General features: G+C 61.2%; 13 protein-coding genes. All 13 read left to right on the forward strand.

Going from position 1 to position 14,500, the window contains the following annotated elements; translation table 11 throughout:
- Positions 1-134: 134 nt before the first annotated feature.
- Positions 135-1,547, forward strand: coding sequence for a circularly permuted type 2 ATP-grasp protein (locus QQK95_RS03435; RefSeq protein ID WP_284268964.1), 1,413 nt, complete (start codon positions 135-137; stop codon positions 1,545-1,547).
- Between the two features lie 144 nt (positions 1,548-1,691).
- Entirely contained in the window at positions 1,692-2,633 is a 942-nt protein-coding gene (locus QQK95_RS03440) for an alpha-E domain-containing protein (RefSeq protein WP_038646939.1), read from the forward strand.
- A gap of 7 nt (positions 2,634-2,640) precedes the next feature.
- Positions 2,641-3,432: a transglutaminase family protein gene (locus tag QQK95_RS03445; RefSeq protein WP_284268967.1), complete on the forward strand. Its 792-nt coding sequence runs from the start codon at positions 2,641-2,643 to the stop codon at positions 3,430-3,432.
- A 31-nt stretch (positions 3,433-3,463) separates the two neighbouring features.
- The gene (locus QQK95_RS03450) at positions 3,464-4,195 is read left to right on the forward strand and encodes a peptidase (RefSeq protein WP_010909605.1); all 732 of its coding nucleotides are present in this window, start codon (positions 3,464-3,466) and stop codon (positions 4,193-4,195) included.
- 210 nt (positions 4,196-4,405) lie between these two features.
- Positions 4,406-5,818: a pyridoxal phosphate-dependent decarboxylase family protein gene (locus QQK95_RS03455; RefSeq protein WP_284268969.1), complete on the forward strand. Its 1,413-nt coding sequence runs from the start codon at positions 4,406-4,408 to the stop codon at positions 5,816-5,818.
- Positions 5,819-5,944: 126 nt separating this feature from the next.
- Complete coding sequence (locus QQK95_RS03460; protein WP_284268970.1) at positions 5,945-6,712, forward strand: DeoR/GlpR family DNA-binding transcription regulator; 768 nt, start codon at positions 5,945-5,947, stop codon at positions 6,710-6,712.
- A gap of 127 nt (positions 6,713-6,839) precedes the next feature.
- Positions 6,840-8,366: a glycerol-3-phosphate dehydrogenase gene (glpD, locus tag QQK95_RS03465; protein ID WP_284268971.1), complete on the forward strand. Its 1,527-nt coding sequence runs from the start codon at positions 6,840-6,842 to the stop codon at positions 8,364-8,366.
- Positions 8,367-8,407: 41 nt separating this feature from the next.
- The gene (locus QQK95_RS03470) at positions 8,408-9,487 is read left to right on the forward strand and encodes an ABC transporter ATP-binding protein (protein WP_284268972.1); all 1,080 of its coding nucleotides are present in this window, start codon (positions 8,408-8,410) and stop codon (positions 9,485-9,487) included.
- Between the two features lie 10 nt (positions 9,488-9,497).
- Entirely contained in the window at positions 9,498-10,562 is a 1,065-nt protein-coding gene (locus QQK95_RS03475) for an ABC transporter ATP-binding protein (RefSeq protein ID WP_284268974.1), read from the forward strand.
- Positions 10,563-11,429, forward strand: coding sequence for a carbohydrate ABC transporter permease (locus QQK95_RS03480; protein ID WP_284268975.1), 867 nt, complete (start codon positions 10,563-10,565; stop codon positions 11,427-11,429).
- A 37-nt stretch (positions 11,430-11,466) separates the two neighbouring features.
- Positions 11,467-12,348, forward strand: coding sequence for a carbohydrate ABC transporter permease (locus QQK95_RS03485; protein ID WP_409371652.1), 882 nt, complete (start codon positions 11,467-11,469; stop codon positions 12,346-12,348).
- 2 nt (positions 12,349-12,350) lie between these two features.
- Positions 12,351-12,638 (forward strand): DUF2160 domain-containing protein, encoded by a 288-nt coding sequence (locus tag QQK95_RS03490; protein WP_127278379.1) that lies wholly within the window; start codon positions 12,351-12,353, stop codon positions 12,636-12,638.
- A 79-nt stretch (positions 12,639-12,717) separates the two neighbouring features.
- Positions 12,718-14,442 (forward strand): ABC transporter substrate-binding protein, encoded by a 1,725-nt coding sequence (locus QQK95_RS03495; RefSeq protein ID WP_284268979.1) that lies wholly within the window; start codon positions 12,718-12,720, stop codon positions 14,440-14,442.
- Positions 14,443-14,500: the final 58 nt, after the last annotated feature.

Genomic DNA, 14,500 nt, shown 5'->3' on the forward strand with positions numbered 1-14,500 from the left:
GATCAAGGTCATATTTCGACTGCCTCAATTTTAGGCAGCCGCAACATACTGATCGTCCGCATCTCCCAAATCACCGATTGCGCTTGATTTTCTTCGGCGACGCCAGTGAAATGGCTTCACAGGGGAGTATGCGATTGGCAGCGTTCGATGAAATGCTTCCGGAAGTTTCCGGATTGAGAAGACCGTATTCGGCTTATGATCGCTGGCTGAAGGAGCAGGATCCAGCCAGGCTTACCGAGAAGATGCAGGACGCCGAACGCGTCTTCCGCAAGACCGGCATCACCTTCGCCGTCTATGGCGAGCAGGAGGCGTCCGAGCGGCTGATCCCCTTCGACATCGTTCCACGCATCATTTCAGGCAATGAGTGGCGGCGCCTGACGCAAGGCATCGAGCAGCGCGTGCAGGCGCTGAATGCCTTCCTCGATGACATCTACCATCGCCAGGAGATCCTGCGCGCCGGACGCGTTCCCAGGGACTTGATCGCCAAGAACGAAGCGTTCCTGCCGGAGATGATCGGGGTGCGGCCGCCGGCCGGCGTCTACACCCACATTATCGGCGTCGATATCGTGCGCATCAGCGAGGACGACTTCTACGTATTGGAGGACAATGCGCGCACCCCGTCGGGTGTCTCCTACATGCTGGAGAACCGCGAGACGATGATGCAGCTGTTCCCCGAGCTGTTCCAGAAGATCAAGGTGCGGCCGGTGGAGAACTACCCGCAGCTGCTGCGCCAGTCGCTGGCGGCGGTGCGCCCGCAAAGCACCAAGGGCGCGCCGACCATCGCGGTGCTGACGCCCGGCAGTTTTAATTCCGCCTATTTCGAGCATGCTTTCCTGGCCGACCAGATGGGCGTGCAACTGGTCGAGGGCCAGGATCTGCGCGTCGTCGACGGTCATGTCGCGATGCGCACGACAGAAGGTTACAAGCAGATCGACGTGCTTTACCGCCGCGTCGACGATTCCTTCCTGGACCCGCTGACCTTCCGGCCGGATTCGGCCCTCGGCATACCCGGCATCATGGATGTCTATCGCGCCGGCAACATCACCATCGCCAACGCACCGGGAACCGGTATCGCCGACGACAAGGCGATCTATTCCTATATGCCCGAGATCGTCGAATTCTACACCGGCCGCAAGGCGATCCTCGGCAACATCCCGACCTGGCGCTGTTCGGAGCCGGACAGCCTGAAATACGTGCTCGAACACATCCACGAACTGGTGATCAAGGAAGTGCACGGCTCCGGCGGCTATGGCATGCTGGTCGGCCCGGCGGCGACCAAGAAAGAATGCGAAGCTTTCGCCAAGAAACTGGCGGCGAAACCCTCGAACTATATCGCCCAGCCGACACTGGCGCTGTCGACCTGCCCGATCCTGACCGAAAAGGGGCTGGCGCCACGGCACGTCGACCTCAGGCCCTATGTACTGGTTTCCGACCGCATCCAGATCGTGCCCGGCGGTCTGACGCGCGTGGCGTTGAAGGAAGGCTCTCTGGTCGTGAACTCATCGCAGGGCGGCGGAACGAAAGATACCTGGGTGTTGGATGATTGAGACGAGTGAGTAGGAATTAGGCAGTAGGCAGTAGGCAGTAGGCAAAAGCGTAGGGGACTGGGGAATGCCATATTCGATTGAAATTCAAACGCTTACTAATCCCTACTCACTAATCCCTGCTCACTAACCCCGAAGGGCCTCCCCATGCTTCTCGGCCGCACCGCCAACGGGCTCTACTGGATGAACCGCTATATCGAGCGGGCCGAAAACATGGCGCGGCTTGTCGATGCCGGGCTGCGCATGGCGCTGACCCGCACGCAAAGCGCGTCGGAGGAATGGAATTCGGTGCTGCTCAGCGCCGGTTCCGACGTCGCCTTCAAGCAGAAGTATTCGGACTATACGGCCGCCGATGTGGCCGATTTCCTTTTGCGCGACACGTCGAACCCGTCGAGCACGATGTCGTCGATCGAGACGGCTCGCAACAATGCCCGCATGGTGCGCACCGCGCTGACGCGCGAGACCTGGGAAAGCATCAACGAAGCCTGGATGTCGCTGAAGCGGATGCTGGCGAGGCCGATCGACGAGCGCGACCTGCCAAGCGTGCTCGATGCCATCAAGCGCGAGACGGCGCTGATCCGCGGCTCGTTCTACGGCACCATGCTGCGCAACGAGATTTTCGACTTCTCGCAGCTCGGCACCTATGTCGAGCGCGCCGACAACACGGCGCGAATCCTCGACGTGAAATATTACGTGCTGCTTCCGTCGATCTCCTGGGTTGGTTCGACGCTCGATAACTATCAATGGGAATCGATCCTGCGCTCGGTGTCGGCGCACCGCTCCTACCGTTGGGTCTATGATGCCGACTACAAGCCGACCAACATCGCCGATTACCTGATCCTCAACGTCCGCATGCCGCGTTCGCTGACCTTCTGCTATCGCTTTCTGTCCGAACATCTGAAATTCCTCGGCGACGACTATGGCGAGCGCCACGCCTGCCACGCGACGGCGGAGAAAACGCAAGCCATGCTGAGGGCCGGGTCGATCAAGGATATATTCGACGCGGGCCTGCATGAGTTCCTTGCCGGGTTCATTCGCGACAACACCCGGCTCGGCGACGAGATCGCGCAGGACTACAGGTTTTATTGAGGACTCCATGCGGCTCAAGATCACCCACCGGACCGAATACCGATACGATGCGCCGGTGCAATATCTGCTGCAGCGGCTGCGTTTGCTTCCAGCCAGCGGGCAGACGCAGACGGTGTTGTCCTGGGCGCTGAAGGTCGAAGGCGCGCGTGAGGAAGTGCGGTTTACCGACCACTACGGCAACGACACGAGACTGCTGAGTGTCGAGGGTGACCACGATTTCATCACGGTCGAGGCGTCTGGCGAGGTGGTGACGCGCGATACATCAGGCGTTTGCGGGTCGCATCAGGGCTTCGCGCCGCTGTGGCTGTTCGCGCAGGAAACGCCCTTGACCACCATCGGTGGCGGCATCCGGAAGCTGGCCGAAGCGGTCGGCACGGGTACTGACATCGAAAGGCTGCACCGGCTGATGGCCATAATCGGCGAGCGCGTCGCCTACACACCAGGCACCACCAATGCGACCACACCGGCCGAAGAGGCGCTGGCGCTGAAAACCGGGGTTTGCCAGGACCACAGCCATATCTTTGCCGCCGCCGCGCGCGCCATGGGATTTCCGTCGCGCTACGTCAGCGGCTATCTGATGATGGATGCCGTCGAGCAGGCGGCAAGCCATGCCTGGGCCGAAGCGCATGTTGCGGGTCTCGGCTGGGTTGCCTTCGACCCCGCCAACGGTATTTCTCCTGACGAACGTTATGTGAAGGTGGCGATCGGCCGCGACTACCGCGATGCCTCGCCGGTGTCGGGAATTCGACTGGGACAGGCGGAAGAACGGCTTGCGGTCACGGTCACGGTAGAGCAGTAATCCCGCAAGGATTAGTGCCAGAAGAGATTCCATGACCTATTGCGTCGGCCTGAAGATCGATCGCGGGCTCGTGTTCATGTCGGACACGCGCACCAATGCCGGCATGGATTCGATCTCGACCTTCAAGAAGATGCATGTCTGGGAACAGCCGGGTGAGCGCGTCATCGTCCTGATGTCGGCCGGCAATCTGGCGACGACGCAGGCCGTGGTCAGCCTGCTCGACGAACGCACCAAGGCGGTGACCGATCGCCACGAGAAGCTGCTCGAGACACCATCCATGTACCAGACGGTGCGGCTGGTGGGCGACACGGTGAAAGAGGTGATCGCGCAATCGTCTCCCGCCGGCGAGAAGGCCGATTCCTATTTCAACGCCTCCTTCATCCTCGGCGGGCAGATCTTGGGCAGTCCGCCGCGGCTGTTCATGATCTATCCCGAGGGCAATTTCATCGAATCGACCGACGACACGCCGTTCTTCCAGATCGGCGAGACCAAATACGGCAAGCCGATCATCATCCGCGCCTATGAGCGCACGATGAGCCTGGCCGAGACGGTGAAGCTGCTTCTGGTGTCGTTCGATTCGACACTCAAGTCGAACCTGTCGGTCGGTCTGCCGCTTGACCTGCTGTTCCTGGAGAAGGACGCCTTCAAGGTCGGCTTGAAGAAGCGGATCGCTCAGGACGACCAGTATTACCGTACCATCTCCGATGGCTGGTCGAATGCGCTGAAGAGCGCCTTTGCCAGCCTGCCGGATTTTCCGGGATGATGCATGTCGCCCAAAAGTGGCCCCGGTTTTGGGGGAACGACATGCACAAGAACAAGGACCTAAAGCGCATCGCTTGAATCCGATCAAGCGACGCGCTTAGGGCGCTTGCCATAGCCGCCAGCGCTTGCGTCTATTTCACGTGTTAATTATTGATGGAATTTGAGAGCCGGGCAAAGCGTTCCGGCATCGCATTCGTGTCGGGAGGACAGGATGAACAATGATGAGTTCCGGCAGTGGTCGCGGCGTGCCGCCGACTGGGGTGCCGACTATCGCAATTCATTGCGCGAGCGGCCGGTGCGGCCGCTGGTCGAGCCGGGCGACATTTTCAGGAGCATTGAAGCCTCGCCGCCCGAAGACGCCGAACCGATGGACAGAATCTTCGCCGACTTCGAGGAGAAGATCGTGCCGGGCATGACGCACTGGCAGCACCCGCGCTTCTTCGCCTATTTCCCAGCCAATGCGGCGCCGGTTTCGGTGGTGGCGGAGTATCTCGTCTCCGCAATGGCCGCGCAATGCATGCTTTGGCAGACCTCGCCGGCGGCGACCGAACTCGAGACCCGCACCGTCGACTGGATGCGTCAGGCACTTGGCCTGCCCGAGGGATTTTCCGGCGTAATCCAGGATTCGGCCTCGTCGGCGACACTCAATGCCGTGCTGACCATGCGCGAGCGGGCGCTGGACTGGCAAGGCAACAAGAAGGGGCTGGCCGGGCAGGCGCGGCTGCGCATCTATTCCTCGGATCAGGTGCACACGTCCATCGACCGGGCGATCTGGGTTTCGGGCATCGGCGAGGACAATCTCGTGCGCATTCCGGTTTCAGGGCGTTTTCGCGCCATGGACACCGTTGCCCTGGAAGCAGCCATCGCGGCCGACCTGCAAGCCGGCCTGCTGCCGGCGGGCATCATCGCTTGCGTCGGCGGCACCAGCACGGGCGGCACGGACGACATTGCGGCGGTCGCCGAGGTCGCCAGGCGGCATGGGCTCTACCTTCATGTCGATGCGGCCTGGGCCGGATCGGCGATGATCTGCCCGGAGTACCGGCATTTCTGGACCGGTGTCGACGGCGCCGATTCGATCGTCTTCAATCCGCACAAATGGCTGGGCGCACAGTTCGACTGCTCGATCCAATTCCTGCGCGATCCCGAAAGCCATGTCAGGACGCTGGCCATCAAGCCGGACTATCTCAGGACTCACGGTCATGACGGCATCATCAACTATTCCGAATGGTCGGTGCCGCTCGGCCGGCGTTTTCGCGCCCTAAAGTTGTGGTTCCTGTTGCGGGCTCATGGGCTGGAAAACCTACGGGCGATGATCCGCAACCATGTGGCCTGGAGCGAAGGCCTTGCCGCGCGACTGGCAAAGGAGCCGGATTTCGAGATCGTCAGCCAACCGATGCTGTCGCTGTTTTCATTCCGGCACAGAGCGGGCTCAAGCACCGATGCCGACGCGCACAATCTGCGGCTGGTCAATGCGATCAACGACGATGGCCGCATCTACCTGACGCAGACGAGGGTCGACGGGCAGGTGGCAATCCGCTTCCAGGTCGGCCAGTTCGAGGCGACCGCAAGCGATGTCGATGCGGCTTTTGGCGTCATCAAAGGAATCGCGCGCGGCTTGGTCTGACAGGCCAATATGGGATTGCGCTGGAGTTTGCCTTTGCAATCAGGTGATTTCTATTAGCCGGCTTATGCCTTTTCATTGCTTTCGTTTTCAGCTATATACAAGAAAAACGAAAACGGGAGGCCGCCCATGTATCTGTCACCACGCCATGCCGAGATCATCCAGATGGCCAAGGACCATGGCCGCGTGCTGGTCGACGATCTGGCCACGCATTTCAACGTGACGCCGCAGACCATTCGCAAGGATCTCAACGATCTCTGCGACCAGCGTCTGCTTTCGCGCATCCATGGCGGCGCCCTGTTCCCGTCCGGTATCGAGAACATGGAATATGAGGCGAGGCGCAAGATCGCCGCGGACGAGAAGGAAGCGATCGGCCGCGCGGCGGCAAGGCTGATCCCCGACAACGCCTCGCTGTTCATCAACATCGGCACCACGACGGAAGCGGTCAGCAAAGCTTTGCTCGACCATAACGGCCTGATGGTCATCACCAATAATATCAATGTTGCCAACAGGATGCGGATATATCCTTCGATCGAGGTGGTGATTGCCGGCGGAGTGGTTCGCGGTTCGGATGGCGGCGTCGTCGGTGAAGCGGCGGTCGACTTCATCAGGCAGTTCAAGGTCGACTACGCCGTTATCGGCGCCTCGGCCATCGACCATGATGGCGCCTTGCTGGACTTCGATTTTCGCGAGGTGAAGGTGGCGCAGGCGATCATTGCCAATGCCAGGCATGTGATTCTGGTCTCCGACCAGACCAAATTCGAACGCACGGCGCCGGTGCGCATCGGCCACCTGTCGCAGGTCAACACCTTCATCACCGACCGCTGCGACATCCCCTCGGTGCGCAAGATCTGCCAGGAGGCCGAGGTTCAGCTGATCGAAACGTCGCCGGGATGAGACCCAGTCACGATCATTTCACAGGGCTGTGATATTTCGTTTGACATTCGTTATGAGTTCGAAATAATTCCGCCACGGTTTCGCAAAAGACCAAAAATGGTGCAATGCGAAATCGTGGAGGAGTTAAGTGGACACGTCTTCAGTCCGGGATATTTTCGTCATAGGTGGCGGTATCAACGGTTGCGGCATAGCCCGCGATGCCGTTGGACGCGGGTTTTCGGTTTTTCTCGCCGAGATGAACGACCTCGCCAGCGGAACCTCTTCCGGTTCGACCAAGCTGATCCATGGCGGCCTGCGCTATCTCGAATTCTACGAGTTTCGCCTGGTGCGCGAGGCGCTGATGGAACGCGAGGTTCTGTGGAAGAACGCGCCGCACATCATCTGGCCGATGCGCTTCGTGCTGCCCTATGCCAAGGGCCTGCGCCCGGCCTGGCTTATCAGGCTCGGCCTGTTCCTGTACGACCACATTGGCGGGCGCAAATTGCTGCCGGCGACCAGGACGCTCGACATGGCAAGCGATCCGGCCGGCAAGCCTTTGAAGCCGTTGTTCAAAAAGGCGTTCGAGTATTCCGACGGCTGGGTCAACGATGCACGCCTGGTGGCGCTCAACGCTCGCGATGCCGCCGATCGTGGAGCAACGATCCGGACCCGCACGAAGGTGGTCGGCGCGCACCGCGAAAACGGCCTTTGGACGATCAAGATCGAAAACCTGCGGAGCGGCGAGACCGAAGAGGTCAAGGCGCGGCTTCTGGTCAATGCCGCCGGACCTTGGGTCGATCACGTGCTCTCCGGTGTCGTCGGCCTGAATGATGTGCACAATGTCCGCCTGGTGCAGGGCAGCCATATCGTCATCGCCAAGAAGTTCGACGATCCGCGCGCCTATTTCTTCCAGAACAAGGATGGCCGCATCATCTTCGCCATTCCCTACGAGGACGAGTTCACGCTGATCGGCACCACCGACCGGGATTATCCCGGCGATCCGCACGATGTGAAGATCAGCGACACCGAGATCGATTATCTCTGCGCGGCGGCCAGCGAGTATTTTGCGCAACCCGTCAAGCGCTCCGACATCGTCTGGACCTATTCGGCCGTGCGCCCGCTCTATGATGACGGCGCCTCCAAGGCGCAGGAAGCGACGCGCGACTACGTGCTGAAGGCCGATGGCGGCGAGGGTGCCGCTCCGATCGTCAATGCCTTCGGCGGCAAGATCACCACCTACCGCCGGCTGTCGGAATCGATGCTGGAGAAGATCGAAGGTTTTCTCGGCAAGCGCGGCAAGCCATGGACATCGGACGCACCGTTGCCGGGCGGCGATTTTCCGGCGACCGGTTTCGACGCGCAGGTGGCGAAGCTGAAGACAGCCTATCCTTTCCTCGATGCGCGCCTTGCCCGCCGGCTGACCCGGCTCTACGGGACGCGCGCTCCGGTTCTGCTTGGTCTTGCCAAGTCGAATGCCGAGCTCGGCCGTAATTTCGGCGGCGATCTCTATGAGGCCGAGGTGCGCTATCTCGTTGAAAACGAATGGGCTCTCACGGCGGAAGACGTGCTGTGGCGCCGCACCAAGCGTGGACTGCATCTCAGCCGCGAGCAGGTCGCGGCACTCGATGAATTCATGCTCGGCATAAGCCGGCGGCATGTCGCGGCCGCCGAATGAAAGGATATTGAGCTGATGCGGAAAGCCTGGGAGGAGGCGTCATGCTGGAACTGAGGAACGTCACCAAGACGGTCGGTGCGGTCGAACATATTCGTGACGTGTCGCTGACGCTTCAGCATGGCTCGCTCAACGTTCTGCTAGGGCCGACGCTTTCCGGCAAGACCAGCCTGATGCGGCTGATGGCCGGTCTCGATGTGCCGACCTCCGGCTCGGTCTGGTTCGACGGCCATGATGTGACCGGCATGCCGGTGCAGAAGCGCAAGATCGCCATGGTCTACCAGCAGTTCATCAACTATCCGGCGATGTCCGTCTATGAGAACATCGCCTCGCCGCTCCGGGTGGCCGGCGCGGAGCAAGGCAAGATCGACAGCCAGGTGCGCGAGGCCGCGGCGCTGCTGAAGCTGACGCCCTATCTCGACCGCACGCCGCTCAGCCTGTCGGGCGGCCAGCAGCAGCGCACCGCACTGGCGCGCGCCATCGTCAAGAATGCCAGCCTGGTGCTGCTCGACGAGCCGCTTGCCAATCTCGACTACAAGCTGCGCGAGGAATTGCGGGCGGAACTGCCGAGGATCTTTGCCGCCGCCGGTACCATCTTCGTCTACGCCACGACAGAGCCGCACGAGGCGTTGCTGCTCGGCGGCAACACGGCAACGCTGTCGGAAGGTCGTATCACGCAGTTCGGACCGACCATCGACGTCTTCCGCAAGCCGGTCGACCTGGTGACGGCCAGGACCTTCGCCGATCCGCCGCTCAACACCATCGTGCTGGCCAAGAAGGGCGTCGACTTCCTGCTCGAAGGCGGGGTGAAGCTGCCGGTGCCATCAGAACTGATTGGCATTGCCGACGGCAATTACACGATCGGCTTCCAGCCGCACCATCTGTCGCTCGAGCGGCCCAATGCCAGCGCCGTGCCGGTGCGGGCAAAAGTGACGATCACCGAGATCACCGGGTCGGAGAGCTTCATCCATCTCGATTTCGCCGACGTGCGCTGGGTCATGCTGACCCACGGCATCCGGGATTTCGAGACCGACGAAGTGGTCGAGGTGTTCATCGATCCGCGTCACATCATGGTCTTCGACGAGCACGGCCACGCCGTGACCGCGCCGAAGCTGGCGGCTTGAGGAGGGCGATATGGCGCGCATCGACGTCAACCATGTCAGGCATTCCTACCTGCCGAACCCGCAGAAGGATGCCGATTTCGCGCTTAGGGAAGTGCACCACACATTCGAGGATGGCGGCGCCTACGCTTTGCTCGGGCCGTCCGGCTGCGGCAAGACCACGCTGCTCAACATCATTTCGGGACTGCTGCATCCCTCGCACGGCCGGTTGCTGTTCAACGGCAAGGACGTGACGAACCTGTCGACGCAAGAGCGCAACATCGCGCAGGTGTTCCAGTTTCCGGTCATCTACGACACCATGACCGTCTACGACAATCTGGCCTTCCCGCTGCGCAATCGCGGCGTGCCGGAGGCCGACGTCGACCGCAAGGTGCGCGAGACGCTGGAGATGATCGACCTGGCGTCCTGGGCCAGGAAGAAGGCGAGGGGCCTCACCGCTGACCAGAAGCAGAAGATCTCGCTCGGCCGCGGCCTGGTGCGCTCCGACGTCAACGCCATTCTGTTCGACGAGCCGCTGACCGTCATCGATCCGCACATGAAATGGGTGCTGCGCTCACAGTTGAAGCAGCTTCACCGCCGCTTCGGCTACACCATGGTCTACGTCACCCATGACCAGACCGAGGCGCTGACCTTCGCCGACCAGGTCGTGGTCATGTATGATGGCGGCATCGTCCAGATCGGCACGCCGGCCGAACTGTTCGAACGGCCGCGCCACACTTTCGTCGGCTATTTCATCGGCTCGCCGGGCATGAACGTCATGCCGGTGGCGATCGACGGCAAGACGGCGACGCTTGGCTCGCAGCGGATCGAACTGCCCGGAGCCCCCAAAGCCTCCGGCGCTGTCGAACTCGGCATCCGCCCAGAATATGTGCGGCTCGGCCGCGAGGGCATGGCCGTCTCGATCAGCAAGGTCGAGGATCTCGGCCGCCACAAGGTGGTGCGCGCGAAGCTTGAGGGCAGGGACATTGCTGCCGTCATCGGCGAGGACGAGACCGTGCCAGCCGAACCGAAGGTGCGGTTCGATCCGGCCGGCATCAACATCTATGCCGATTCGTGGCGTGTCGAGATGGGGGCCTAGATGGACAAGACCTGGAACAACAAGGCCTGGTTCCTCGTGCTGCCGGTGCTGGTGCTAGTGGCCTTCACCGCCGTCATCCCGCTGATGACGGTCGTCAACTATTCGGTGCAGGACACGTTCGGCAACAATGTCTTCACCTGGGCCGGCACCGAATGGTTCGAGGAACTGCTGTCCTCCAGCCGCTTCTGGGAAGCGATGGTCCGCAACCTGATCTTTTCCTTCATCATCCTGGCGATCGAGGTGCCGCTCGGCATCTTCATCGCGCTCAACATGCCGAAGAAGGGCTGGGGCGTGCCGGTCTGCCTGGTGCTGATGTCACTGCCACTGCTGATCCCGTGGAACGTCGTCGGCACCATCTGGCAGGTGTTCGGACGCAACGACATCGGGCTGCTGGGCTATTACCTCAATGCGATCGGCATCGACTACAACTACGTGCAGGATCCGTTCGATGCCTGGGTGACGATCATCATCATGGATGTCTGGCACTGGACCAGCCTGGTCGTGCTGCTCTGCTACGCCGGACTGGTCTCGATCCCGGATGCCTTCTACCAGGCGGCCAAGATCGACGGGGCCTCACGCTGGGCGGTGTTCCGCTACATCCAGTTGCCGAAGATGCAGCGCGTGCTTCTGATCGCCGTGCTGCTGCGCTTCATGGACAGTTTCATGATCTACACCGAACCCTTCGTCGTCACCGGCGGCGGGCCGGGCAACTCGACGACCTTCCTGTCGATCGACCTCGTCAAGACGGCGCTCGGCCAGTTCGACCTTGGCCCGGCGGCCGCCATGTCGCTGGTCTACTTCCTCATCATCCTGTTGTTGTCATGGGTGTTCTACACCGTGATGACCAACTACGACGCGGAGCGCTGAAATGGCTGGCGCCAATGAACGAACCGAGCGCAATGCGATGAACGGGACCGCCTCGGAAGGTCTCTCGGGTACGCTGTCGCAGAGTGATCTCGACAGGCGCATGCGCCGGCGCGGCGAGGAATCGCGCTGGTGGTGGATCGTGCCGACGCTCTACATCATCGTGCTTTTGCTGCCGATCTACTGGCTCATCAACATGAGCTTCAAGACCAATGCCGAGATCGTCAACTCGATGACGCTCTACCCGCACGCGCCGACAATCGCCAACTACGTCACCATCTTCACCGAGAAGGCCTGGTACTCCGGCTACATCAACTCGATCACCTATGTGGTCATGAACATGGTGATTTCGGTGTCGGTGGCGCTGCCGGCGGCCTATGCCTTCTCGCGCTACCGCTTCCTTGGCGACAAACATCTGTTCTTTTGGCTGCTGACAAACCGCATGGCGCCGCCGGCGGTGTTCGCATTGCCGTTCTTCCAACTCTATTCGGCCTTCGGGCTGATCGACACGCATATCGCGGTGGCGCTGGCGCATTGCCTGTTCAACGTTCCGCTGGCGGTGTGGATTCTCGAGGGCTTCATGTCGGGCGTGCCGAAGGAAATCGACGAGACCGCCTATATCGACGGCTATTCCTTCCCGCGCTTCTTCGTAAAGATCTTCATGCCGCTGATCGCGAGCGGCATCGGTGTCGCCTGCTTCTTCTGCTTCATGTTCTCGTGGGTCGAATTGCTGATCGCACGCACGCTGACCACCACCGACGCCAAGCCGATCGCCGCCACGATGACGCGTACCGTTTCGGCCGCGGGCATGGATTGGGGCCTGCTCGCCGCCGCCGGCGTGCTGACGCTGATCCCGGGCGCGCTCGTCATCTGGTTCGTGCGAAATTATATCGCCAAGGGCTTTGCCCTGGGGAGGGTGTGATCATGAACCTGGATCTCTCCTGGATGGCGTGGACGTGGCCGACGGCGGCCTTCTTCGCGACCATTCTGCTGTTGCTGTGCGGCATGGCTGCGTGGGAATACGCCTCGCCGGGCGGCAATCCGCGCGTCGGCATCCTGCGCTTCGAGACGACGCGCGGCGATCGTCTTTTCCTGTCGCTGCTTGGCAGCGCCTTTATTCATCTCGCTTGGCTGGGTCTCGTTGGATCCAACCTGTGGTGGGCTCTCGCTCTCTCCGTGGTCTACGCCATTGGCGTGTTCCGCTACGTATAGAGGGGGAAACTGTTGGAGCGGCCGCGTGCCGGCGACCGCTCCAGATCGCACTTGAAACCTGAAACAGTGGAGGAAACACATGCGACGGCAATTTTTAACATCAACAACGGCCCTTGTCCTGTTGCTCGGCGTGGGCAATGCCTATGCCGGGATGGATGAAGCAAAAGCCTTTCTGGACAAAGAGATAGGCGGCGTGTCGACGCTTTCCCGCGCCGACCAGGAAAAGCAAATGCAATGGTTCATCGACGCGGCCAAGCCCTTCGCCGGCATGGACATCAAAGTCGTGTCGGAAACCTTGACCACCCACCAGTACGAGTCTCAGGTGCTGGCGCCGGCCTTTACCGCCATCACCGGCATCAAGGTCACGCATGACGTCATCCAGGAAGGCGACGTCGTCGAGAAGATCCAGACCCAGATGCAAACCGGCCAGAACATCTATGACGGCTGGGTCAACGATTCCGATCTGATCGGCACCCACTGGCGTTACCAGCAGGTGCGCAACCTGACCGACTGGATGGCAGGCGAAGGCAAGGACGTTACCGATCCGATGCTCGACGTCAACGACTTCATCGGCACGAAGTTCACCACCGCGCCGGACAAGAAGCTCTACCAACTGCCCGACCAGCAGTTCGCCAACCTCTACTGGTTCCGTTACGACTGGTTCAACGATGAGAAGAACAAGGCCGACTTCAAGGCCAAGTACGGCTACGATCTCGGCGTGCCGGTCAACTGGTCGGCCTATGAGGACATCGCCGAATTCTTCACGGGCCGCGACGTCAACGGCAAGAAGGTCTATGGCCACATGGACTACGGCAAGAAGGATCCGTCGCTCGGCTGGCGGTTCACCGACGCCTGGCTGTCGATGGCCGGCAATGGCGACAAGGGCCTGCCGAACGGTGTGCCGGTCGACGAATGGGGCATCAAGGTCGATGCGAATTCGCGGCCTGTCGGCTCGTGCACGGCGCGCGGCGGCGACACCAATGGACCGGCATCGGTCTATGCCATCCAGAAGTATCTTGATTGGCTGAAAGCCTATGCGCCGCCGGAAGCCCAGGGCATGACGTTCTCCGAATCCGGCCCCGTGCCGTCGCAAGGCAATGTTGCCCAGCAGATCTTCTGGTACACCGCGTTCACCGCCGACATGGTCAAGCCCGGCCTGCCGGTCATGAACGACGACGGCACGCCGAAGTGGCGCATGGCGCCGTCTCCGCACGGCTCCTACTGGAAGGACGGCATGAAGCTCGGCTATCAGGACGTCGGTTCCTGGACTCTGATGAAGTCGACGCCGACCGACCGCGCCAAGGCCGCCTGGCTTTATGCCCAGTTCGTCACCTCGAAGACCGTCGACGTGAAGAAGAGCCAGGTTGGCCTGACCTTCATTCGCGATTCCACCATCCATGACAAGAGCTTCACCGAACGCGCGCCGAAGCTCGGCGGTCTGATCGAGTTCTATCGCTCGCCGGCCCGTGTGCAGTGGACGCCGACCGGCACCAACGTGCCGGACTATCCGAAGCTGGCGCAGCTCTGGTGGCAGAATATCGGTGACGCATCGTCTGGTGCCAAGACACCGCAGGAAGCCATGGATTCGCTCTGCGCCGATCAGGAAAAAGTCATGGCCCGTATCGAGAAATCCGGTGTCCAGGGCGACATCGGACCGAAGATGGCCGAAGAGCATGACCTTGCCTACTGGAACGCCGACGCTGTCAAGGGCGGTAATCTCGCTCCTCAGCTGAAGCTGGAGAAGGAAAAGGACAAGCCGATCACCATCAACTACGACGAACTGGTGAAGAGCTGGCAGAAGTAGGACTGTCCTATGCGGGCGCTCGCGCCCGTGTGAGATTGGGGGAGGCGGCATGTTGCCG

The organism is Mesorhizobium huakuii (assembly GCF_030160235.1).
GTDB classification, from domain to species: Bacteria; Pseudomonadota; Alphaproteobacteria; order Rhizobiales; family Rhizobiaceae; genus Mesorhizobium; species Mesorhizobium huakuii.

What these genes read in the sequence shown, in the direction of transcription:
- QQK95_RS03455 (WP_284268969.1), top strand. Translation starts at nt 4,406, where the DNA reads ATGAACAATGATGAGTTCCGGCAGTGGTCGCGGCGTGCCGCCGACTGG.
- QQK95_RS03450 (WP_010909605.1), top strand. Translation starts at nt 3,464, where the DNA reads ATGACCTATTGCGTCGGCCTGAAGATCGATCGCGGGCTCGTGTTCATG.
- QQK95_RS03440 (WP_038646939.1), top strand. Translation starts at nt 1,692, where the DNA reads ATGCTTCTCGGCCGCACCGCCAACGGGCTCTACTGGATGAACCGCTAT.
- QQK95_RS03490 (WP_127278379.1), top strand. Translation starts at nt 12,351, where the DNA reads ATGAACCTGGATCTCTCCTGGATGGCGTGGACGTGGCCGACGGCGGCC.
- QQK95_RS03475 (WP_284268974.1), top strand. Translation starts at nt 9,498, where the DNA reads ATGGCGCGCATCGACGTCAACCATGTCAGGCATTCCTACCTGCCGAAC.
- QQK95_RS03480 (WP_284268975.1), top strand. Translation starts at nt 10,563, where the DNA reads ATGGACAAGACCTGGAACAACAAGGCCTGGTTCCTCGTGCTGCCGGTG.
- QQK95_RS03485 (WP_409371652.1), top strand. Translation starts at nt 11,467, where the DNA reads ATGAACGGGACCGCCTCGGAAGGTCTCTCGGGTACGCTGTCGCAGAGT.
- QQK95_RS03460 (WP_284268970.1), top strand. Translation starts at nt 5,945, where the DNA reads ATGTATCTGTCACCACGCCATGCCGAGATCATCCAGATGGCCAAGGAC.
- QQK95_RS03470 (WP_284268972.1), top strand. Translation starts at nt 8,408, where the DNA reads ATGCTGGAACTGAGGAACGTCACCAAGACGGTCGGTGCGGTCGAACAT.
- QQK95_RS03495 (WP_284268979.1), top strand. Translation starts at nt 12,718, where the DNA reads ATGCGACGGCAATTTTTAACATCAACAACGGCCCTTGTCCTGTTGCTC.
- QQK95_RS03445 (WP_284268967.1), top strand. Translation starts at nt 2,641, where the DNA reads ATGCGGCTCAAGATCACCCACCGGACCGAATACCGATACGATGCGCCG.